We start from the raw sequence: 21,965 nt of genomic DNA, 5'->3' as shown, positions 1-21,965 counted from the left end.
CTTTAAGCTTCTTTAACTGTATCAGAATTTTCAAATGGATTTGGTATACTTACCACTAAAATTCTTACCATCTTATTAGTATAGTTAACCCAATTGTGATTGTTCTTTTCACTATTGTAGTGTATTGTATCACCTGGATACATTTCAATTTGCTCGTCACCCAAAAACACTGTAAGAGTGCCCTCTAAAACATATACAAATTCTTCACCACTATGTACATAGCAACAAATTTCTTCACTACTTTTACTTGGAAGAATTTCAATTAATCTTGGTAACATAGTTTTTTCTTTTAAATTAGATGATAAATGATAATGTATAAATGTTGAATTTTCTACATCAAAAACTTCTTTTTCATAACTTCTTAATACAGGTCTCTTATGCTCCTTTGGTTTCATAAAAAAGTAAGTTAAATCTACATCCAATACATTTGCTATTTTACCTAATGAATCTGTTGCCACACTTGTTAATCCTCTTTCAAGCTGTGACAAAAATCCAATTGATAAGTTTGTTTTCTCACTCATATCTTTCAGTGTCATTTGTTTTTGAGTTCTAAGTTGCTTTATTTTTGCTCCTATGTCCTTATTCAAAACCATCACCCCTAAATAATTTTAATTTTTTCATAATATAAATATAAGAATATAAATATAGGCTATTATATCTATAATATTTCACCTCAAAAAAACTTTATTAGTATAAATATAATTTATTCACTTTCTTTTGTCTACACATTTATCATTATTTATAATTTATTATATATATCTCTCTACCTAATTTAATAAAATTTATTAATCATTTTTCTATTTTTTAATATATCTGATTATAATGACTTTTTTTATATTATAAAACTATATTATAAAACTTAAGTTATTCCTATAATTTACTTTATTATTTATATAGTTCATAATATATAAATCCTATTAGTATAATTTTTATCAGATTACTATCTTTAATTTATGTATATTGCATTATATAGTTTATTTGAATTTAACTATTAAAAATCAAGCTTATTACATTGCTATTTCTACAGATTTTTACATCCTTTACAATAATTATAACATAATTTTACAATTTAATAGTATCTATTCAATGCCTTTTTTTATTTCTACAATATCTTATATTTTACAGTCTAAAACTATACATATTTTTCTAATATTTATACAGATACAGACTTGTTATTTCCTAATTTAACAATCGTTATCAAAATATTTATCATCTTTTTAAATTCCATTTTTAAATTTTCTGTCTAACAATAATTTTCATAATAAACCATATGAAATCACCTTATAACCTCAATCATACGATTTTAAATATATCTCTATTCTAAAGATACTTTCTTTTTTTGTCAAAATTTTTCTATTTTTTATAAATAATTATTTGTTGTAATAAATAATCTGTTTAATATAAAATAAACTAACTTTATATATAAACACGACTATTCTTAATAAAATGCGTCCAAAAGTTAATATTCATTTATTTTATAGTATAATATTATCATACTTATTTTGTTGAAATATATCTTTGTTTGTATAAACAAAACAATTGAAAATAATTATAAAAATCTACTGAAAATACATCTCCTGCTTTATAAATTTATTTATACTAAAATAAAAATTCTATAAAAAATAAGATATATATTTATAAAAAATAATTTTTATAAATATATATCTTATTGATATCAGTACCTATTCTATATAAAAACGCCATAAAAAGTCTTTTGCTTCTTCTGCATAGTCTATATTTATACGTTTACTAGTTTTTATATCCAATTTATCTTCACTAAATACTTTTTTTCCTTCATTATCATAATAAAAGTCACTTATATACAATTCTTCGCCCATTATACTCTTACTATTTAAGCTTCTATCTATTTTTAAAGCCTTACAAAGTTTTCCTGGTCCATTAGTAATATTTTTTATTTGATACTTACTCAAATTATCATACAGTTTATTATATCTATTTACAGATATCTCATTTAAAGAAGTTATTGGTTCGACACCTCTTATTAACACACACTCTGGTACATTTTCTGTATTTGCTGATAGATTTAGACAATTGTACATACCATAAATTAAATAAACATATATATGTCCACCATCTAAATAGAGAGGCTTAGTTCTCTCAGTTCTTTTATCACCATATACATGTGCGCCTTTGTCATTTATACCCATGTATGCCTCTGTCTCTACTATCTTGGTAACAATTGTTTTATTTTCATATTTTCTTATTAAATATTTACCTAATATAGATTTAGCTAAATCAATTCCATTTTTCCTAAAAAAATCCTTTTCCAAAATTTCACCTCATAAAGTTTATTTATAGTCAGTTAAATACAGCTAAAATCATAAGTAAAATTAGTCTGCTTTTAATTGTATATTAATATATAAAATAATGGATTTCAATATTTACTACTTATATATATCAAAAAATTCTATCTCGAATTTTTCAATATTATCGTTGTAATTTGATTTATCATAGACTTCTTCAACTACTTCTTTAATTGGGAATATTATTTTTACCTTTGTTCCTTCTCCTAATTTACTATCTATATAAATTTCTCCATTTTGAATTTCAATTAACGATTTTGCAAGACACAATCCTATTCCACTGCCGAATTCGTTTGATATACCACTATTTTCAATTTGTTTAAATCTATTAAATATGTCGTTTAATTTCTCCTTTTCTATACCTATTCCAGTATCTTTTATAAGTATTTCTACATTTTCACCCTCTTTATATATTCCTACAAGTATTTCTCCACCTTCTAAAGTAAACTTTATAGCATTTGATAATATATTCAATATTATCCTCTCTATAGATTCTGGGTCAAGTCCTACTCTCATGGTTTCTTCATTTGTATCAAAAACTAAGTCTATTCCCTTAGATTTTGCATAACTGCTAATGGATGTAACTATTCTTTCTGTTATATCGATAATATCAAAGTTAACCGCTTTAATCTTATATATTTCTGATTTAACTTGAGAAATATTTATTATATTATCTATTAATCTTAATAATCTAAACATGTTTTGTTTAGTTATTTTTATGTGTTCTCTTAATATATCTTGACAGTCAATTATCTTTCCTTTTTTATAAAGATTCTCGATAAGCTGAACTGAACTATAGATATTATTTAAAGGGGTCTTAAGTTCATGAGATATATTAGCATAGAACTCCATCTTCATCTGGTCATACTGTCTTTGTTTTATTAATGCTTTTTTAAGTCTCTCAGACTCTCTTTGTACACTTAAATCTTTAATTATTCTCACTCTACTTCTCTTCTGCCCAAAGTATAAGGTTCTTGATATCATCTTTACTTCTTTAATATGATTGTTTTCATTTACTATATGAATACTTTTTTCTCTTTCACCTATATTTAAATTGTTTATGTATTTTTTTACTAAGATATTTCTATATTTTTGTGTTGTTACGCCTAGTACATCACTTGATATTCCAAATAATTCTCTAAAAGCTCTATTCGTATAGAGTACTCTTGATGTACTTAAATCTTCAAGAAAAATAGCCTCTGGTATAGCATCTAATAATTTTTCATATATTATTTTTTGTTCATTTACTGTTCTAAGTATATTTATTTCTTTAGTTATATCTCTAAATGTAAGTAACTTAAATAATTTATTATTTGACCAATAATCTCCAACTCTCACTTCTTCAACATGTTCTTCGCCCTCTGAATCAGACATTACAAAATTAATTATACAATTTGCCGTATCATTATAACTTACTATTTCAGCTTTCTTTTCTTTTGTTAGATTTAATCTTTTAAACTCTCTATTATCAAAAAAATCTATGTTAAAGGTTTCAAAATATTTTTCTAATGTCATATTAACTAGCTCTTTTGGTGTACATTTAAAACTCTTTTCATATTTTTTATTTATGCTTATTACTTTATTCTTCTTTATACCACCTTCTGCACTTCTTACAAGTATAGGAGATGGTATATTTAATATTATATTTTCATAATCTTTATTTATAGCCCTTATCTCTTTATCCATTTTTATTTCATTTGTAATATTATTTAAGCTTATTAAATAATTACTTTCTTCTTCATTATTACTTAAACTTAACAAATATATTTTATTATTCAACTCTACTTGTTTATCAATTATACTTATATCCGTATCAAATTTCTTTAGCTTTTCAGCTACATGCTCATCTTCCTTTATAAAATTTAATATGTGATAAAAGTTTTTCATGTCCTTTGAAAATTCATCTTTAAATGCATTATTTGTATAACTTATATTAAAATCATAATCTGTTATTATCCATACATTTGGTATAGTATCAAGTGCTTGTCTTAATAACTCTTTTCTTTCATCTATGTAATTTTTTAATGTTTTCTGTATAGTCATGTCCTTTTCTATTGCTAGATTTATCTTACTTAATTGTTCTGACTTTTTACTTAATTTCTTATTTATTGAATTTAATTCATAATATGGATATACCACTCTATTAATTAGACTGTATACATACACATAGTAAGTATAATTACATAACAATAAATACACTACTCCTATTAATCTATCTGTATCTACTATACTAATTTGACAAGTTGTTATAAAACCTATAATAGTTGCAAATAAAGCAAAGTATGATAAATTTTTTATTAAGCTATAATGTTCAGTTTCACTATTAGTTTTGTTTAATACAAACAATAAATTGAACAAGGACATGACAACATTAATTGCCATAATAATCATATTCAAATAAAAGTTATTAAAAATACTTCTTAGAAGATAATCTACTATTACAAAAGTACTGTTGAAAATCAACAGGTGACTTATTCTCAGTTTTTTTATTTTAGAAATTGTTAAGTATATAAATGTAGATATATTAATTATACTTAAATTGAGTATCATAACTTGGAATTTTTGAATCTCTAATTCTGCTATGCCTAAAATCCCCACAAAAACTAATACAAGGCATCCTAATTTTAGTATGTTTATAAATTCATCTTTTTCAAAACTAGTTATATAAACTATAGAATATCCAAATATCCAAAGTAAAATTATTCTATACATATTTATGGAAACTGTATACAAATTTATATTCAAAAGTGCAATAATTAAAAATAACCCATTAGCCAATATATAGCCCTTATTCTTCCTTAAAGTTCCTTTAGATTCCATATTCTCCACCACTTCTTCATTTTTATATAGTTTTATCTATAAATATGTTACCACAATTCTCCCAAAAAATTTGTCACTTTCTAGTTATAAAAAAAAATGAGTAAAGTTTTTAAAATTTTACTCATTTTATAGATTTTGTATATTTAATTTAAAAAGCTGGAACTATACTTCCTTTATATTCATCTTGTATAAACTTTTTAACTTCTTTACTATTCATAGCCTCTGATAAAGCTTTAATCTTATCGCTATCTTTATTATCTTCTCTACAAGCAATTATATTTACATATGGAGAATCGCTTGATTCTATTACTATTGCATCTTTAGTAGGATTTAAATTCGCTGTTAAAGCATAGTTAGAATTTATTACTGCTCCATCAACATCTTTTAATACTGTTGGTAATTGTTCTGCATTCATTTCTTTTATTTGTATATTTTTAGGATTTTTAGTTATATCTTTTTTAGTTATAAGTTCGCCATCCTTTACTTCTATTAATTTATGCTTTGCTAATAATTTAAGTGCTCTAGCTCCATTAGTCGCATCATTTGGTACAGCTATAACTGCTCCATCTTTTACTTCATCTAATGATTTAACTTTTTCTGAATAGAATCCCATTGGCTCTATATGAACTTTAGATGTATAAGTAAGTTTATATTCCTTTTCCTTCACAGTCTCCTCTAAAAATGGAATATGTTGAAAGAAGTTAGCATCCAAAGAACCTTCATCTAAAGCTGTATTTGGAAGCACATAATCATCAAATATCTTTACTTCTAAATCATATCCTTTTTCTTTTAATAAAGGTTTTGCAACTTCCAATATTTTTGCATGTGGATTTGATGATGCCCCTACTAATATTTTTTTATCCTCTTTGTTTGAACATCCTACTGCTGATATTGCTATTGCTGACACTAATGCTACTGATAATAATTTTTTTAATTTCATTTTTTACTCCCCCTTTAAAAATGTTTTATTGATTAAATTATTTTAGTTTCTTATAAGCTAGATTTCCTAAACCTTGTATTATTTGAACTAGTATTACAAGTGCTATTACTGTATAAACCATTACTGCTGTGTCAAATCTTTGGTATCCGTAAATAAGAGCTATATTACCTAGTCCACCAGCTCCTACTGCACCTGCCATAGCTGTATAGCCAAGTATAGAAATTACTGATAATGTAATTCCAGATACTATTGAAGGCATTGCTTCTTTTATCATAACTTTAAATACTATTTGTTTTTTTGTAGCTCCAAAAGATTTGGCAGCCTCTATTAGTCCCTTATCAACTTCGTTTAATGAACTTTCTATAATCCTAGCGATAAATGGTGCTGCACCAATAGTTATTGGTACTATTGCAGCAGTTTCTCCTATACTTGTTCCAACAATTAATCTTGTTATTGGAATCATTGCAACTATAAGTATCATAAATGGGAAACTTCTAAATATGTTTACTATAAATCCTAGTGCACTATTAATCGTACTATTTGGTTTTAATCCATCTGGTTTTGTCACTACTAATATAATTGCTAGTATAAATCCTAATATTGTTGCCACTACAGTTGGTACTATGACCATATATAAAGTTTGTAGTAATGCATTTGGAAATAGTGTTGTTAAAAAATCAATTAGACTATTCATTTATCATTTCCTCCCATCTTATGTCCTTATCTGTAAGATACTGTTTTACTTTATCTCCACTTTTATCTGAAACATTTATAATAAGTGAACCTAAAATATCTTCTTTAAATTGTTCTAATTTCCCAAATATTATAGATACATCTATGTTTAACTCTCTTGCCATTGTTGTAATAATAGCTTCATTAGAAATGTCTTTAGGGAATAGTATTTTTATATTTGTTCCTTTTGGTAAAATTATACTTTCTTCACCTATTAATTTTCTAAGTCCTTTAGTATTTCTCAAGAAAATTTCTTCTGTATCTCCTATTTCTAATACCTCTCCATTTTCCATTATTGCCACTCTTCCACAAATTTGTTTTATAACTTCCATTTGGTGAGTTACAACTATTATTGTTATTCCTAGGTTTTTGTTTATATCTTCAAGTAATGAAAGAATTGATTTTGTAGTATTTGGGTCTAGTGCTGAAGTTGCTTCATCACAAAGAAGTACTTGTGGGTTTAGTGCTAAAGCCCTAGCAATTGCAACTCTCTGTTTTTGACCACCACTTAAGTTTCTTGGTTTATCATTTTTCTTTTCAGATATACCAACCACTTCTAGTAACTCTAAAACTCTTTTTTTTATTTCTGCCTTTGTATATCCAAAGCACTCTAAAGGTAATGCTACATTATCAAACACTGTTTTTCTTTCAAGTAATGAAAAGTGTTGAAAAATCATACCTAGCTCTTTTCTTAAATCCCTCATTTGCTTTTCATTTAATGACTTTACTTCCTTATTAGATACAAGCACACTACCTTCTTGATATTCTTCTAGCCCATTTATACATCTAAGTAGTGTTGATTTTCCAGCACCACTATGACCTATTATTCCAAAAATTTCTCCAGATTCTATCTCAATACTTACATCTTTAAGTACTTGAGTCTTTCCATAATACTTATTAACATTTTTTATGCTAATCATAAAATTTCCTCCCCACATATTCTGCTCAATTTGTATGTTTATTTTTATTTATGTATTTTAAATTTGTATCTAACAAAATAAAAGCCTGAGTATAAACTCAGGCTTAGAAAGCTATTTATACTCATCTATCAACTATATTAGTTGCAGGATTTAGCACCAATGTATATAAAATATACTGGTTGCCGGGTTTCAAAGGGCCAGTCCCTCCACCACTCTTGATAAGACGTTATTTAATTTGATTCGATTATCATTTCTTGCTATGTTATATATAATATATTTATTAATAATATTTGTCAATAAATTTATTTGAAATTTTTATTTTTTATTATTCTGAATTGAAAACAAAGTTCATAAAACCTCATATCAGTTTAGAAAATGGATATCAAGATACTACTCTTTCAATTATTTTGACAAAACTGATACTTGTTCTATCTAATTTCTATTTGGATGTGGATTTCTTCGAGTAGAATGTTAGTGATTTTCCAGCAAAAGTAGAAGCATATAAAGAACTTATTTGCAAAGAACTTGGAGTAAAAAATAAAAACGAACTATTTTAAAATGCGAATTAAATATTTGTGAAAATATTAATCATCTGAACTGGAGTTATTGGAACTTTAAATACAGTCTCGTTGGCAGGCAAAAACCAAATACGTCACTATGTAAGAAAAGATTGTAATAAAGCATTATAATATCTCCACTTGTAACATTTTTTTGAAAAACTCATTGACAAGTAAGTGACTAATAAGTATACTAAATATCAGTGACCACATGGTCACTAATATTGTACAACGGAAATGACCAGTCGGTCATTACATAAGGAGATATCATGCCTACAAAATTATTTTTTGAGCTTAATGAAGACAAACAAAGGAATATTATTAGTGTGGGAATATCTGAATTTGCAACATATGGTTATACAAATAGTTCCACCAATAGAATAGTTAAAAGCTCTGGTATTAGTAAAGGTAGCTTGTTTAAATATTTTTCTACTAAAGAAGAATTGTATTTTTTCATACTTGATATCGTCACAGCAGACTTTATTGAAAGTTTAGAAAAAAAGACAATCGCCATTTCACCAGAGTTATTCCAACGAATAATTGAATATTCTGCTTTAGAATTTTCTTGGTATATTCAAAATCCTGAAAAAGCAAAATTGTTAATAGGTGCATTTACAAGAAGTGATACTGAGATTTACCAAAAGACCATAGAACGATATAGTATTAAGGAATTTGATGTATATGACAATCTAGTTAAAGATATTGATTTGAGTAATTTTCGTTGGCATAAGCAGAAAACTATCGACATTTTGAAGTGGTTTCTAAAAGGTTTTAACGATTCTTTTTTAGTAAGTACTCAAATAGATAACTATTCATTCGAACACATACAAAATGAATATGTAAAAAGTCTAACAGAATATCTGGAAATATTAAAAATGGGGCTTTTAAAATAAAAGGAGGATACAGTTATGTTTTGGAAGGCAAAAGGTGGATGCGTCAGCATTGACGATACAGATATGGACTATATCTCTTTTGGAAATGGTAGTGATATTTTAATCATGCTTCCTGGACTAGGCGATGGATTAACCACAGTCAAAAGAATGGCTATTACAATGGCTATCGCATATCGCATGTACGCCAAAGACTATAAAGTATATGTTTTTAGCAGAAAAAACCATTTAAAAGAAGGTTATTCTACACGAGATATGGCTAAAGACCAAGCGAAAGCCATGAAAATACTTGGTATCACTAAAGCTAAAGTTTTAGGTATTTCTCAAGGTGGAATGATAGCACAATACCTTGCTATTGATTATCCCGATTTAATTGAGAAACTCGTACTAGCAGTTACGCTATCAAAGCAGAATAAAAACATACAAGAAGTTGTTGGGAATTGGATTACATTGGCAGAGCAAGAAAAATATAAGTATCTAATGATTGACATATCAGAAAATTCTTATTCAGAGAATTATCTAAAAAAATATCGTTTTCTTTACCCCTTGCTTGGGAAAATCGGTAAACCTAAAGATTTTAGACGGTTTCTCATACAAGCATCCTCTTGTATTCAGCATGATGCATATATGGAGTTGAATAATATTATATGTCCCACTTTGATAATTGGGGGCGATAACGATAAGATAGTTGGTGTAACTTCTTCTGTTGAATTAACTGATAAAATTAAGGACAGCGAATTATTTATATATAAAGGTCTTGGACATGCTGCGTATGAGGAAGCAAAAGATTTTAATAATCGTGTTCTAAATTATTTATCGAAATAAAGTAAAGCATTATAAAAATAGAGTAGATACGCTATCCTGTATGTGGCAACAAAACAAGGCTAAAAATTCGATTAGATACTATACCTGAAAATTTCTCGTTTTATATTTTTTTACTGTTTTTATAAGCCATCATTGAATATTGAAATCAAATAGGCGTAAAACGGAATTTTTAAGCAACTAAAATAGAAACACATAAAGCCACACAAACATAGTGTTCGTGTGGCTTTACAGCGCTTTATAAAATAATTTTTATTGTTGATATTGGCAGGTTATTCTACTATTTTTTATTATTTCCTGTTATTCCTAATCTATCATTCATGTCTTTTATCATTTTTCTAAAACCACTACCTATATCATTTCCAACATCTTCTGTTCCATGAACTAGTTTCATAAAGTCATTTTGACCTTTTTTCATATCTTCATCAGATACTTTATCTAATTTCTCTAATCTAGCATCTATATCTTTTACTAATCTTTCACCTTCAGTTATTAATTCATCATTCATTTTCTTTAATTCAGCATCTTCTGTTTTACCATCTTTTTTAAGAGATGTTACAAATGATTGTATTTTGTCTCTACTGTCTTTGTATGCAGCCTTTACATCACTTAAATATTTTTCATTTCCTGGATATTCTTTATCTTTAAATTGATTATTTATACTTTCTGGAGTATCATAAATAGAATATCTATTTAAACCTGCTATATAATCATTATAGCTTGTTGAATAATAATTCATATAACCTTCATTGTTGTTTACTGATTCATTTGGATTTTTTCCTGCATTTTCATTTGGTTTTTCAGTTTTTTTAGTACAAGCAGTCATACCTATAGCTAATACTAACGCTAGTCCTACAAATAAAGTTCTTTTTAATTTCATTTTTATTATCCTCCTAGATGTTTTATATTACAAAAAGTTTTAATAAAGTTCTTTCTCAATTTAGTATTTCTATATTTTTATTTTTTATTTACTAAAATTAAACAATTTATAATTTATTTTTTGGGAAATTATAATAGATAAGTAATTAATAAAAAAAATATAATTTTATTATTGATATTGATTATCATTCATAGTATAATTTAATTAATTGATATTAATTTTCATTTGAAGGAGGTTATCTTTTATGCATTGTTGCAATTCACAATTTTGTTGTAAGAATAAAATTGAATCATCATATATAAAATGGCTTTTAGAAGTTTTAGGTCCAGTTTTTTTAGGCTCTAAACCTGCTGAAATAATAAATATTTCATTTACTGATGTAAATAGAGAGGAAAAAATTAATGATATTTACAAATATCTATATAATTGTAAAAGAATAGATTTTATAGTTATTGATAAAGAAAAAAAAGGATTAAAAATTTTATTTGTAAATAAAACAGCATTGTCAGAAAGATTAAAATGTAAAAAAACAGTAAATTTCTTGAAGTTTTTAGGATACAAACAAAATACTAATGTAAATGCTTATTTAGAGCATCTAGTTGAAAAGCTTAAAACTGATACTTTTCCTGATGAAATAGGTATTTTTTTAGGATATCCCCTTAAAGATGTAATTGGATTTATGGGATATAGTAACTATGAAGTTTCTATGATTAGGTATTGGAAAGTTTATGGTGATCCAAAACAATCAGAAGACACATATTCTAAGTTCTTGCTTCATCGTAAAAAAATGAGAAAATTACTTGACTACATAAGTGTAGATAAAATAGTAAGCTGTTTCTAATTAGATTTTATTCTATAAAATAATTAAAAATAAAAATACATCCTTTTTTATCATGTTATTATCACAATAACTTAAGGATGTATTTTCTATTTTAATATGCTAATTTCTTAATATACTAATTTTGGTTATATAACATATCTTTAATATTTATTTTCTTTTCTTGCATTCCATTAGACATCAAGAATTCTTGTGTATCCTCTAACTCTTTTATGTCCTTATCTGTTATCTTAGAACTAAAATCATACCAAGAATACATTTCCTTTGTTTCATCTAAAGTTAAACCAACTTCTTTTGATACCTCTTCCATTACCTTATCTTTATTCTCATCCATATATTTTAAAGTATCTTCATGAACTTTCATAAATCTTTTTACTAATTCAGGATATTTTTGAGCAAAATCATCACTTACTGCAGTAACTATTATTCCACTAACTAAACCTTCTCCATTTACTATCATTTTGCTACCTGCATTTATTGTTTTTAAAGCCACTGGCCCTGCAAGCATTGCAACATCTGCACTTTTACTTTCTAATGCAGAGGCAGCACTAGGAATATCCATGTTTACATATTCAACATCATCTATCGTATAACCTTCCTTAGCAAGTGCAGCAATCAATAATTGATGAAGTATAGTCCCTTTTGGACCTACAATTTTCTTACCTTTTAAATCTTTTATAGATTTGATATTTTCATTGTTAGTTATAAGCATATATCCTTTTGGTGATCTACTATAGATATTTGTAACTTTAAGTCCAACTCCATTAGATGCTGCTATTATAGCAGATGTTCCACCTAATGCATGTAAAAAGTCTAATTCTCCAGCAGCTAGTGCCTGAGTTTGTTCTGGGCCTGTTGTTAGTTCATGAAAATTAACTTTTATATTATCCTTTTTAAATTCCTTACCAAATGAATCATCTTTCTTTTCCAGTATACTTGGAACGTTAAGTGGAGACTTCACATAGGTTAAATTTATTTCCTTAGGTAAACTAGTCTCTTTTTTTGTAGGAACATCTTTATTACCCTCTTCTTTGGTTGAACATCCCACAGTCCCAACCAATACCATTACTAAAGATGTCATTACTGCTAAAATTTTTTTGTTTGTCTTAATCACTTAAAACTCCCCCAATTCCCTTAATATTTCTTTTTTTAAGCTTATATAATAGCTTTTAGTTAAATCTCTATTATATTCATCTTCGACACTAAATTGTTTAATCCCTTTATTTTTACTAAAAACAATTATTTTCTTTGCTATTTCCATAGCTTCTTCTATATTATGAGTTACAAATACTACCCCTTTTTTAGTATTTTTATGGATATTTACTACTTCTTTTTGCATTTTTCTTCTTGTAAAATAATCTAATGCTGCAAATGGCTCATCCATCAATAGAATATCTGGGTTAAAAGAAAGAGCTCTTGCAATACTTACCCTGTGAGCCATTCCTCCTGATAACTCATTTGGATATGAGTTCTTAAACTTTTCAAGTTTCATCATCTTTAAATATCTATCTAAATCAACTTTATTTCTATTATTTTTTTCAGTATGTAAAAGTATATTTTCACTTACATTTAGCCATGGCATTAGTCTACTTTCTTGAAAAACAACTCCTACTTTTGGGATACACTTTTTATCATTATTAAAAAAATATACATTTCCACTAGTAGTACTTTCAAGACCTGCTAAAATTCTAAGCAAGGTTGTCTTCCCACAGCCACTTTCCCCTAGTATAACCGTTATTTCTTCGCTAGATATACTTAATGATATATCATCAAGCACTAAATGTTCTTTATTATCAACTAAATACTTTTTATGTATATTCTCTAATAAAAATCCATTTCTAACCATTTAAATCAACCTGCTTCCCTTTACTAAATTTTGCTATTGCCATTGAAAATAGATAATCTGAAAGTATACCTAAAAAACCAATAACAAAAATTCCAACCAGTACAATATCAGTTCTTGACATATCCTTACCGTCAGAAATCAAGTATCCTAAACCTGAAGAAGCCGCAATAAGTTCTGCACCAATTATAGCTCTAAAGCTATACCCAAGACCTAAACTAAGTCCAACAACAATATCTAACATAGAATTAGGAATTATTATTTTGCAAAAAATTCTTTTCTTAGATAAATTAAAAGACTTGCCTACTTCAATTAATTTACTGTCACAATTTTTTATCCCTTTTAGTGTATTTAAAAATATTGGAAAAAACGATGCTAAAACTATAATTATAATTTTAGACTCTTCACCTATACCAAACCATAAAATCAGCATAGGTATTAAGGCTAGTGGAGGTGTACTTCTCATAAATTCAAATAGTGGCTTGAAATATTCATACATTTTTTTATTTACACCAAACACGATTCCAAGTGGTATTGCTATCAATGAACTTATTAAAAAACCTATAAATATCCTCTTCACACTAGCATAAACATTTAAAAAAATAGAACCATCATTTATCATTTTTATAAAAGTTTCCAAAACTCTTTCAGGCGGAGGCAAAATATAGCTACTCCATATACCTAAAACACATACAATTTTCCATAAAATTAAGATTAGTAAGAAAATGTAATATCCTTTAAACTTTCTATGAATTCTCTCCAGCATCTAATACTCCTTTTTAATATACCTACCCCTGCTACCCTTTTTATTCTTTAAATATATTTTAAGCTACAATTAAAATTCACTATAAAAATTAATCTATGCCAATTCTTACTCCACCTGACCTCATTCTGTCAGAAGGTGTTGCATCTGTATTCAAGCTAGACAATCTTTCAGATGGTTGTATAATAACAATTTGACCATGCTCAACAAACTCCATATGATAAGATTCCCCTGAAGTCTGACCAACAAAAGTTTTCCATGATAGTTTTGCTACTTTAGGATATGGTTCCCTTCCAGTCCATGCTACTAACGCATCTGGGTCGACACAACAAGGCCCTTCAAGTATTAGAGGGTTCCCATCTGTTATTATGGCAATATCTTGATTTTGACTTGTTTTATTTATTAAATGTGTAGTAAAAAGTCCTTTTTGAGATATTACTCCTGAACCAATTAATTTTACACTATAATCTAGTTGTTCTGAAAATGCTAATAAGTTTTCACTCTCAACACAAATCGAGTCACCTGGGTCAATTGATATTACATCTACATGATAAGCATTTTGCGCTAGGTAAATTTCACCTTCACCTTCAACAACCATTATTGGCATTTGTTCTCCTGTCAATGACCTTTGAACATGTCCTAGCAATGCTCTACCTAAACCACCACCATTATTTGGGCCTAATATTAATTTTTCAAAGTTAAAATTTCCTTTAAATGCTACCATAGCACCTTTTTTAGCAAAAAATTTACCACTTCCTCTTGCTATACACATAAGTTCATTTGTTACATCAAATTTAAACATAATAAACATTTATATTGCTGTATTTAGCAATAATCCCTCCTAATCATATATTTGTCTATAATTATACAGTAAAAATATAATATAGTCTAATTGACTTCAAATATGAAATTTATTATTTATATATAAAATAAGAGCCTGATAAAAAGTTTAACTTACTTTATTATCAGACTCTTATTTTATCTATCTTTTAGTATCATGGCAACTCTTACTACTTGAGCATCCAGAACAACCACATCCACAACTACTGCCATTCTTTTTCTTGTTATTAACCATATGCATCACAGCCAATGCCATTAATACTACCACAATAGCTGCTATAATAAATGTAGCCATAATCATCACTCCTTATTTATATGAACTAATTTTTCATATAGCTCAAATTACCAATTTTATCTTTTTTTATTGTTCGATTTGAATAAGTTAAAACCCCAAATACTACAGCTATTGCTATAACTATAGATATTATTGCCCCAGCAATACTTCCACCAGTTCCTAAAAGTACACTTCCAACTTGATTGATAAGAAGAGCAACTATATAAGCTGTTAAAGTTTGGAACCCTAATGTAATCCATGTCCATTTCCATGAACCCATTTCTCTTTTTATAGCACCAATAGCTGCAAAACAAGGTGCACAAAGCATGTTAAATGCCATAAATGAAAATGCACTGACTACTGTAAACATACTTGCAACTGAACCAAGAAGTGTTGGGTCTTGTTCTGTTGCATCTGATATACCAAATAAAACGCCAAATGTTCCAACTACATTCTCTTTTGCTACTAGACCTGTAACTGTTGCTACTGATGATTGCCAGTTTCCAAATCCAAGAGGTGCAAATATTGGTGCAACTATATTTCCTAGACTAGCCAATATACTATCTCCTGCATCTACCATTTGTAGTGACCAGTTAAATGATTGTAAGAACCATATTACTCCACAAGCAACAAATATAATTGTACCTGCTTTGATTATAAATGCTTTTCCTCTATCCCACATATGAATTAAAACTCCTTTTGCACTAGGAACATGATATTGAGGTAGTTCCATAATAAATGGAGATGGTTCTCCAACAAATAAAGAAGTTCTTTTTAATATAATTCCACAAACAATTATCATTACAATTCCTAAGAAATACATTGATGGTGCTACCCATGAAGCCCCTCCAAACAGTGCTCCTGCAAATAAAGCTATTATTGGAATCTTAGCTCCACATGGAATAAATGTAGTTAACATGATAGTCATTTTTCTATCTCTGTCATTTTCTATAGTACGAGTTGACATAACACCAGGAACTCCACAACCTGAACTTATAAGCATCGGTATAAATGACTTTCCTGAAAGACCAAACTTACGGAATATTCTATCCATTATAAAAGCCACACGTGACATGTATCCACAATCTTCAAGTATTGATAATAGCAAAAATAAAAGCATGATTTGTGGTACAAATCCTAATACAGCTCCAACTCCACCAATTAAGCCATCAACTACAAGACCTTGTAACCAATCAGCTACATTTACGGAAGCTAGGAAATTACTTACATTACCTTGAATAATTTCTCCAAACAATACATCATTTGTCCAATCAGTTGCTATAGCACCCAATGAACTTACTGCTATGTAGTAAACTCCCCACATTATAAGTGCAAAAATAGGTAGTGCTAATATACGGTTTGTTACAAACTTATCTATTTTATCTGAAACAGTTTCTTTACCATTTCTATTTTTCTTTATTATGCTTGAAATTATTGAACTAATAAATTCATAACGATTTGCTGTGATTATACTTTCACTATCATCATCCAATTCATCTTCACAATTTCTAGTTATCTCTTCTATGTCATTTAATATTACTTTAGAAATATCAAGCTTTTGTATAACATTTTCATCTCTTTCAAATAACTTTATAGCTAACCAACGTGTTTCCATATCTATATATGGAGTTTTTTCCTCTATTATCTTTTCGATTTTTTCTATTGCTCCTTTGCTTTCATCAACAAAAGGTAACTTAAAATCTAATTTATTGTTACCACTTGCAATTTCAATTGCTTTTTGAGCAGCTTCCATAATTCCTTGCCCTTTAACAGCTGTTACTTCTACTACAGGGCAACCTATAACCTCTGATAATTTTTTAATATTTATCTTATCTCCATTTTTCTTAACAACGTCCATCATGTTAAGAGCTATAACAGTAGGTATACCTAATTCCAAAACCTGAGTTGTTAAATATAAATTTCTCTCTATATTTGATGCATCTACAATGTTTATTACTGCATCTGGTTTATCATCAAGCATAAAATTACGTGTAACAACTTCCTCTAATGTATATGGTGATAGAGAATAAATACCTGGTAAATCTACTATTTCTACATCTTTATTTCCTTTTAATTTTCCACCTTTTTTTTCAACTGTTACTCCTGGCCAGTTACCAACATATTGTGATGAACCTGTAAGTCCATTAAACATTGTTGTCTTGCCACAATTAGGATTTCCTATGAGACCTATTTTTATTGACATTTCCATTCCCTCCATTAATATTTAGATATATAAATTATTTTTGATACAGAAAATCATTCTCACTATATAATTGCATTAACTCTACTATAATTAACTTTATTATTCCACAATAATTTTTTCTGCATCTGATTTACGAATTGATAGTTCATAATCTCTAACTGTTATTTCAATTGGGTCTCCAAGAGGAGCTACTTTTCTCACAAATACATCAACACCTCTTGTAATTCCCATGTCCATTATACGTCTTCGTGTAGCTCCTTCTCCTTCTAATTTTTTAACTTTTACAGTTTCCCCACACTTAATATCCTTTAGCTTGTTCATATTACTACCTCCCTATATTATTATTCTACTTGCCATTTTTTTATCTAATGCAATTCTAGTATCCTTTACATCTATTATTAAATTACCATCTATCTTAGAAATTATTTTAACATTTGTTCCTACTACAAATCCTATGCTATTTAAAAATGTTCTTGTCTTATCACTTCCTGAAATCTTCTTTATAACTACTTCTTCTCCTATATTTGATAATACTAATGGCATACGATATTCCTCCTTATACTAATTTAAATTTATATGTAGACTTTTCCTTCTATTTAAATTCTAGTATCTTATTTTTAAATTGTGGTTCATTAAAATGATTACCTATTTTTTTCCTTCTTTTTACAATTCTTAATTTTGATTTAAGTCTATCATAATAGTATAGTTTTTGCAAGTGATTATTGTATTCTTTTGATTTTTTCTCTCAATTAATTTTATTCCTCATACAAATCTTATTTGTCTTAACATAATTTTTATAAAATAAAGATGCTTTTAGATAGTATCTTTGACTATCTAAAAGCATCTTTATTTTTTATCTATTTTATATTTATTTATATACTTAATTCTTACTTGGAAACATTTTCATTATTACTTTCATCTTTTTCTGTAAAAATGTCTTTATCTAATTTTAAAATATCAACAAACAAATGTATTTTGACATACTCTCTTCTTCTATGTATGAGAGTGTGACAAACAAAGTTTAAATTCTATTATAAATAATTATATTCTCTATTAACTTGAATATTTAGATAGAAATTCTATTTGTTGAAGATTAAATGTTTGTGTATGAATATTGGAATAATTTTTTGAGTATGTATCAACAAAACCATGATTTGCATCTGCGATTTCAATTTGAATATTTTGTTTTTTGGCAAGTTGAGAGGCAACAAACTCAACATCAAATGAATCGTATTTTGCAAATACTAATAAAACAGGACATTTTGGAATTACATCCATATAATCTCTAATTCGAGAACCATAACAGCAAATTATTCCATCACATAAGGAATTTTCACTGCATCTCCATGCAATTGTTGCACCTACACTATATCCAATAACGAATACATGCTTATATTTTAATTTTAAATCATTTATAGGTTTTTCTACTTTTTCATAGACATTAAATCCTATATTACTTATAAAAAAATTATATGCATCTTGAACTTTTAAATAAGAAAAAACTTTCCCGCTACCCAAAAGTTCAGGGCAAAATACATCATATCCATCTTGATAGTATTTTTCACAAATATCCTTTATAAAATTGTTAACTCCATAAATTTCATGTAGCACTACAATAGCTATATTACTTTTATGTGTATACTTAATCAGTTTATCCACCACCTTTATTAAATAGTCAATATTTTTATACTTAGTTTAATGTATTCCTATATGTATGTCAATTTACTGTTTTAGAATCTAATTTACTCAAAAAGGAGTATTTCACTCATAATCTTTAAAAACCATGAATGAAATACTCCTAAAAGTTTACTTAATTTATATTAAATTTATTTTCCAAAATATCTATTTAATAATCCTAAGAATGCTTTACCATGTCTAGCTTCATCTTTACACATTTCATGTACTGTATCATGTATAGCATCTAATCCTAATTCTTTAGCTTTTTTAGCTAATTTTAATTTTCCATCAGTTGCACCATATTCAGCGTCAACTCTAACTCTTAAGTTTTCTTTTGTATCTGCAACTACAACTTCTCCAAGAAGTTCTGCAAATTTAGCAGCATGTTCTGCTTCTTCAAAAGCTATTCTCTTATAAGCTTCTCCTACTTCTGGATATCCTTCTCTATCAGCTTGTCTACTCATTGCTAAATACATTCCTACTTCTGTACACTCACCAACAAAGTTAGCTCTTAATCCTTCGATTACTTCCTCATCTACACCTTGAGCTACTCCTATTCTGTGCTCATCAGCCCAATTCTTTTCGCCTTTCATTTCTTCAAACTTATCAGCTCCAACTTTACATACTGGACATTGTGCTGGTGCAGCATCCCCTTCATGTATATATCCACATACTGTACAAACAAATTTTTTCATAATTAATTTCCTCCTAATATTTTATATATCAAATTTAATTTTTTATTTTCTAAGTTAGTCTATATATACCCGTGTCATATACCTTCAAACAATTTTTTTTAAAATTTTTTATTAATTTTTAATTTCGATTTGTCAGCAGTATATTTCTGTAGTAATGACCTTTGAGTTTCATTAGTTCTTTATGATTTCCAGATTCTACAATTCGTCCATTTTCTAAAACTATTATATTGTTACAATTTGATATAGTACTTAGTCTATGAGCTATAATTATACTAGTCTTTCCATAAGTCACATTATTTATTGCATCTTGAATCTTAGCTTCAGTTGCTATATCTATATTACTCGTAGCTTCATCCAAAATAAGTATTGGTGCATTTTTTAATACCGCCCTAGCAATACTAATTAATTGTTTTTGCCCCTCACTTAAATCCTCACCCCTATCTGATAAAACAGTCTCATATCCTCCATGCATTTTAATTATAAACTTGTGTAAATTTGCTATTTTACTAGCAGATATAACCTGTTCATCAGTTGCTGTTAGGTTTCCATACCTTATATTTTCCATAACAGTGTCATTAAATATATAACTTTCTTGTGGAACTACTCCAAAATAATTTCTTAAACAATTCCTATCAACTGAATATATATCATTCCCATCTAAAAATATCTTCCCTTTTTCTACTTGATAGAAATTTGTAATCAAATTTATAATTGTCGTTTTTCCACTGCCAGTTTCTCCTATTATAGCATTTGATGTTCCAGCCTTGATTTTTAAGTTTATATCACTTAGAATATTCTTTTTTGAGTCATATGAAAAACTTACATCTTTAAATTCAATATCTCCATTTATAAAAGATTTTTTTAAATTATTATTTTTATTGTTGTAAATGTCACTTTTAGTGTTACTATTTATTTGTTCTTCTTCTTGCTCATCCATAACTTCAAAGACTCTTTCACATCCTGCTACAGCTGAAAGCAATGTATTAAATAAGTTAGCTAATTCATTTAAAGGTCTTGTAAATTGTCTTACATAACTTAAAAAACTTGCTATAACGCCTATAGTTATAACATCTTTAGACGCAAGTACTCCACCTATAATACATATAATTGCAAATCCTATATTACTAATTACGTTCATAATAGGCATTAAAAGAGATGTATAAATCTGTGATTTAAGTGAAATACTCAAAAGCCTATCATTGATTGCTTTGAAATCACCTACAGATTTTTTCTCATAATTAAAAGCTTTTACTACATTTATATTTGATATCATTTCTTCAATATGAGAATTTAGTTTTCCTAATTCTACTTGTTGTTGCTTAAAAAAAACTCTAGTCCTCTTTGCAATGAAATTGCTTAGAAACATTACTATTGGTATTAACACGATACTGCAAAAAGTTAAAATAGGGCTTAATATAAACATCATAATGAAAGTTAGCAATATGTTCAAAATTCCTGTAATTAATTGTACTAATGAAGTTGAAATACCTGTACTAATATTATCAACATCATTTGTTACTCTACTCATAATATCTCCAGTAGGACTCTTATCAAAGAAAGTTATTGGTAAATTCCTGAATTTTAGAAATAAATTACTTCTCATATCTCTAACTATGCTTTGAGATAATCTAGCTGTAAATATCCCCTTGAACAACTTAACTAAAAATTCAATTATATAAAATAAAAGTAAAATAAGTATTCCTTTTAAGAAAATAGACTTTGAATATATATCAATATTTATTATGTCAACTACTTTTCCAAGAGTATATGGTATTATAGTTGATATAATTGAATCAATTATTACTAGTAAAAAAATTAATCTAGTAATTTTTTTATCTTTTTTAAAGTACATAAAAACTCTTTTAAATGTTTTTTTAAAATCTTTAGGCTTTGCTTTTTTCTTTAGTCTACTCACCTTTTGATTTCCAGTACTCAAATTCAATACAC

22 protein-coding genes and 1 riboswitch are annotated in these 21,965 nt (G+C 27.4%); of the genes, 4 read left to right on the top strand and 18 right to left on the bottom strand.

Going from position 1 to position 21,965, the window contains the following annotated elements; genetic code table 11:
* Positions 1-2 precede the first annotated feature (2 nt).
* The 6 genes from IC758_RS07440 to IC758_RS07415 all read right to left on the bottom strand — a co-directional run bounded on the left by IC758_RS07440 (position 3) and on the right by IC758_RS07415 (position 7,736).
* Positions 3-593 carry a helix-turn-helix domain-containing protein gene (locus IC758_RS07440; protein WP_413840640.1) on the bottom strand — a complete coding sequence of 197 codons (591 nt, stop codon included), beginning with the start codon at positions 591-593 and terminating at the stop codon, positions 3-5.
* Between the two features lie 1,089 nt (positions 594-1,682).
* Positions 1,683-2,291, bottom strand: coding sequence for a DNA-3-methyladenine glycosylase (locus tag IC758_RS07435; RefSeq protein WP_227860851.1), 609 nt, complete (start codon positions 2,289-2,291; stop codon positions 1,683-1,685).
* Between the two features lie 114 nt (positions 2,292-2,405).
* On the bottom strand, positions 2,406-5,144 hold the full coding sequence (locus IC758_RS07430; RefSeq protein ID WP_227823726.1) for a PAS domain-containing sensor histidine kinase: 2,739 nt from the start codon (positions 5,142-5,144) through the stop codon (positions 2,406-2,408).
* 148 nt (positions 5,145-5,292) lie between these two features.
* Positions 5,293-6,084 (bottom strand): MetQ/NlpA family ABC transporter substrate-binding protein, encoded by a 792-nt coding sequence (locus tag IC758_RS07425; protein WP_227432859.1) that lies wholly within the window; start codon positions 6,082-6,084, stop codon positions 5,293-5,295.
* Between the two features lie 37 nt (positions 6,085-6,121).
* Positions 6,122-6,778, bottom strand: a complete 657-nt coding sequence (locus tag IC758_RS07420; protein WP_227432857.1) for a methionine ABC transporter permease — start codon at positions 6,776-6,778, stop codon at positions 6,122-6,124.
* Positions 6,771-7,736 (bottom strand): methionine ABC transporter ATP-binding protein, encoded by a 966-nt coding sequence (locus tag IC758_RS07415; RefSeq protein ID WP_227432855.1) that lies wholly within the window; start codon positions 7,734-7,736, stop codon positions 6,771-6,773. The genes IC758_RS07420 and IC758_RS07415 overlap by 8 nt, the downstream gene beginning before the upstream one ends.
* A gap of 118 nt (positions 7,737-7,854) precedes the next feature.
* A riboswitch (SAM riboswitch) is annotated at positions 7,855-7,961 on the bottom strand.
* Positions 7,962-8,619: 658 nt separating this feature from the next.
* Between IC758_RS07415 and IC758_RS07410 the strand changes: the two genes are divergently transcribed.
* The 3 genes from IC758_RS07410 to IC758_RS21205 are packed head-to-tail and all read left to right on the top strand — an operon-like array spanning position 8,620 to position 10,133.
* Positions 8,620-9,186, top strand: coding sequence for a TetR/AcrR family transcriptional regulator (locus IC758_RS07410; protein ID WP_255630965.1), 567 nt, complete (start codon positions 8,620-8,622; stop codon positions 9,184-9,186).
* 15 nt (positions 9,187-9,201) lie between these two features.
* Positions 9,202-10,008, top strand: a complete 807-nt coding sequence (locus tag IC758_RS07405) for an alpha/beta fold hydrolase (protein ID WP_227823724.1) — start codon at positions 9,202-9,204, stop codon at positions 10,006-10,008.
* A gap of 26 nt (positions 10,009-10,034) precedes the next feature.
* Positions 10,035-10,133 carry a cysteine-rich KTR domain-containing protein gene (locus tag IC758_RS21205; protein WP_227433305.1) on the top strand — a complete coding sequence of 33 codons (99 nt, stop codon included), beginning with the start codon at positions 10,035-10,037 and terminating at the stop codon, positions 10,131-10,133.
* A 152-nt stretch (positions 10,134-10,285) separates the two neighbouring features.
* Here IC758_RS21205 and IC758_RS07395 read toward each other — a convergent pair whose 3' ends face one another.
* Positions 10,286-10,885: a hypothetical protein gene (locus tag IC758_RS07395; protein WP_227432853.1), complete on the bottom strand. Its 600-nt coding sequence runs from the start codon at positions 10,883-10,885 to the stop codon at positions 10,286-10,288.
* A 244-nt stretch (positions 10,886-11,129) separates the two neighbouring features.
* On the opposite strand from IC758_RS07395, the gene IC758_RS07390 reads away from it, so the two are divergent.
* On the top strand, positions 11,130-11,726 hold the full coding sequence (locus tag IC758_RS07390) for a DUF3793 family protein (RefSeq protein WP_227432851.1): 597 nt from the start codon (positions 11,130-11,132) through the stop codon (positions 11,724-11,726).
* A 115-nt stretch (positions 11,727-11,841) separates the two neighbouring features.
* Here IC758_RS07390 and IC758_RS07385 read toward each other — a convergent pair whose 3' ends face one another.
* The 11 genes from IC758_RS07385 to IC758_RS07335 form a co-directional block, all read right to left on the bottom strand.
* Entirely contained in the window at positions 11,842-12,804 is a 963-nt protein-coding gene (locus tag IC758_RS07385) for an NrtA/SsuA/CpmA family ABC transporter substrate-binding protein (RefSeq protein WP_255612921.1), read from the bottom strand.
* Positions 12,805-12,837: 33 nt separating this feature from the next.
* Positions 12,838-13,569, bottom strand: coding sequence for an ABC transporter ATP-binding protein (locus IC758_RS07380; protein WP_227432849.1), 732 nt, complete (start codon positions 13,567-13,569; stop codon positions 12,838-12,840).
* Positions 13,562-14,332 (bottom strand): ABC transporter permease, encoded by a 771-nt coding sequence (locus tag IC758_RS07375; protein WP_227482321.1) that lies wholly within the window; start codon positions 14,330-14,332, stop codon positions 13,562-13,564. Before IC758_RS07375 ends, IC758_RS07380 begins: the two co-directional genes overlap by 8 nt.
* Positions 14,333-14,420: 88 nt before the next feature.
* Entirely contained in the window at positions 14,421-15,131 is a 711-nt protein-coding gene (locus IC758_RS07370; RefSeq protein ID WP_227432847.1) for an AIM24 family protein, read from the bottom strand.
* Between the two features lie 180 nt (positions 15,132-15,311).
* Positions 15,312-15,464: a FeoB-associated Cys-rich membrane protein gene (locus IC758_RS07365; protein ID WP_227432846.1), complete on the bottom strand. Its 153-nt coding sequence runs from the start codon at positions 15,462-15,464 to the stop codon at positions 15,312-15,314.
* A 25-nt stretch (positions 15,465-15,489) separates the two neighbouring features.
* Positions 15,490-17,646 carry a ferrous iron transport protein B gene (feoB, locus tag IC758_RS07360; RefSeq protein WP_227860849.1) on the bottom strand — a complete coding sequence of 719 codons (2,157 nt, stop codon included), beginning with the start codon at positions 17,644-17,646 and terminating at the stop codon, positions 15,490-15,492.
* Positions 17,647-17,745: 99 nt separating this feature from the next.
* A complete protein-coding gene (locus IC758_RS07355) occupies positions 17,746-17,967 on the bottom strand; it encodes a FeoA family protein (RefSeq protein ID WP_227432844.1) in 222 nt (73 codons plus the stop codon).
* A gap of 12 nt (positions 17,968-17,979) precedes the next feature.
* Positions 17,980-18,189: a FeoA family protein gene (locus IC758_RS07350; protein WP_227432843.1), complete on the bottom strand. Its 210-nt coding sequence runs from the start codon at positions 18,187-18,189 to the stop codon at positions 17,980-17,982.
* A 510-nt stretch (positions 18,190-18,699) separates the two neighbouring features.
* Positions 18,700-19,308, bottom strand: a complete 609-nt coding sequence (locus IC758_RS07345) for a dienelactone hydrolase family protein (protein ID WP_227823722.1) — start codon at positions 19,306-19,308, stop codon at positions 18,700-18,702.
* A gap of 164 nt (positions 19,309-19,472) precedes the next feature.
* Positions 19,473-20,018: an NADH peroxidase gene (locus IC758_RS07340; RefSeq protein WP_107594844.1), complete on the bottom strand. Its 546-nt coding sequence runs from the start codon at positions 20,016-20,018 to the stop codon at positions 19,473-19,475.
* A 118-nt stretch (positions 20,019-20,136) separates the two neighbouring features.
* Positions 20,137-21,960 carry an ABC transporter ATP-binding protein gene (locus IC758_RS07335; RefSeq protein ID WP_227432841.1) on the bottom strand — a complete coding sequence of 608 codons (1,824 nt, stop codon included), beginning with the start codon at positions 21,958-21,960 and terminating at the stop codon, positions 20,137-20,139.
* Positions 21,961-21,965 lie beyond the last annotated feature (5 nt).

Source organism: Clostridioides sp. ES-W-0016-02 (assembly GCF_020641035.1).
Lineage (GTDB): Bacteria > Bacillota > Clostridia > Peptostreptococcales > Peptostreptococcaceae > Clostridioides.
Note: the sequence above shows the minus strand (reverse complement) of the source record. Positions and strands in the feature narration are given on the sequence as shown.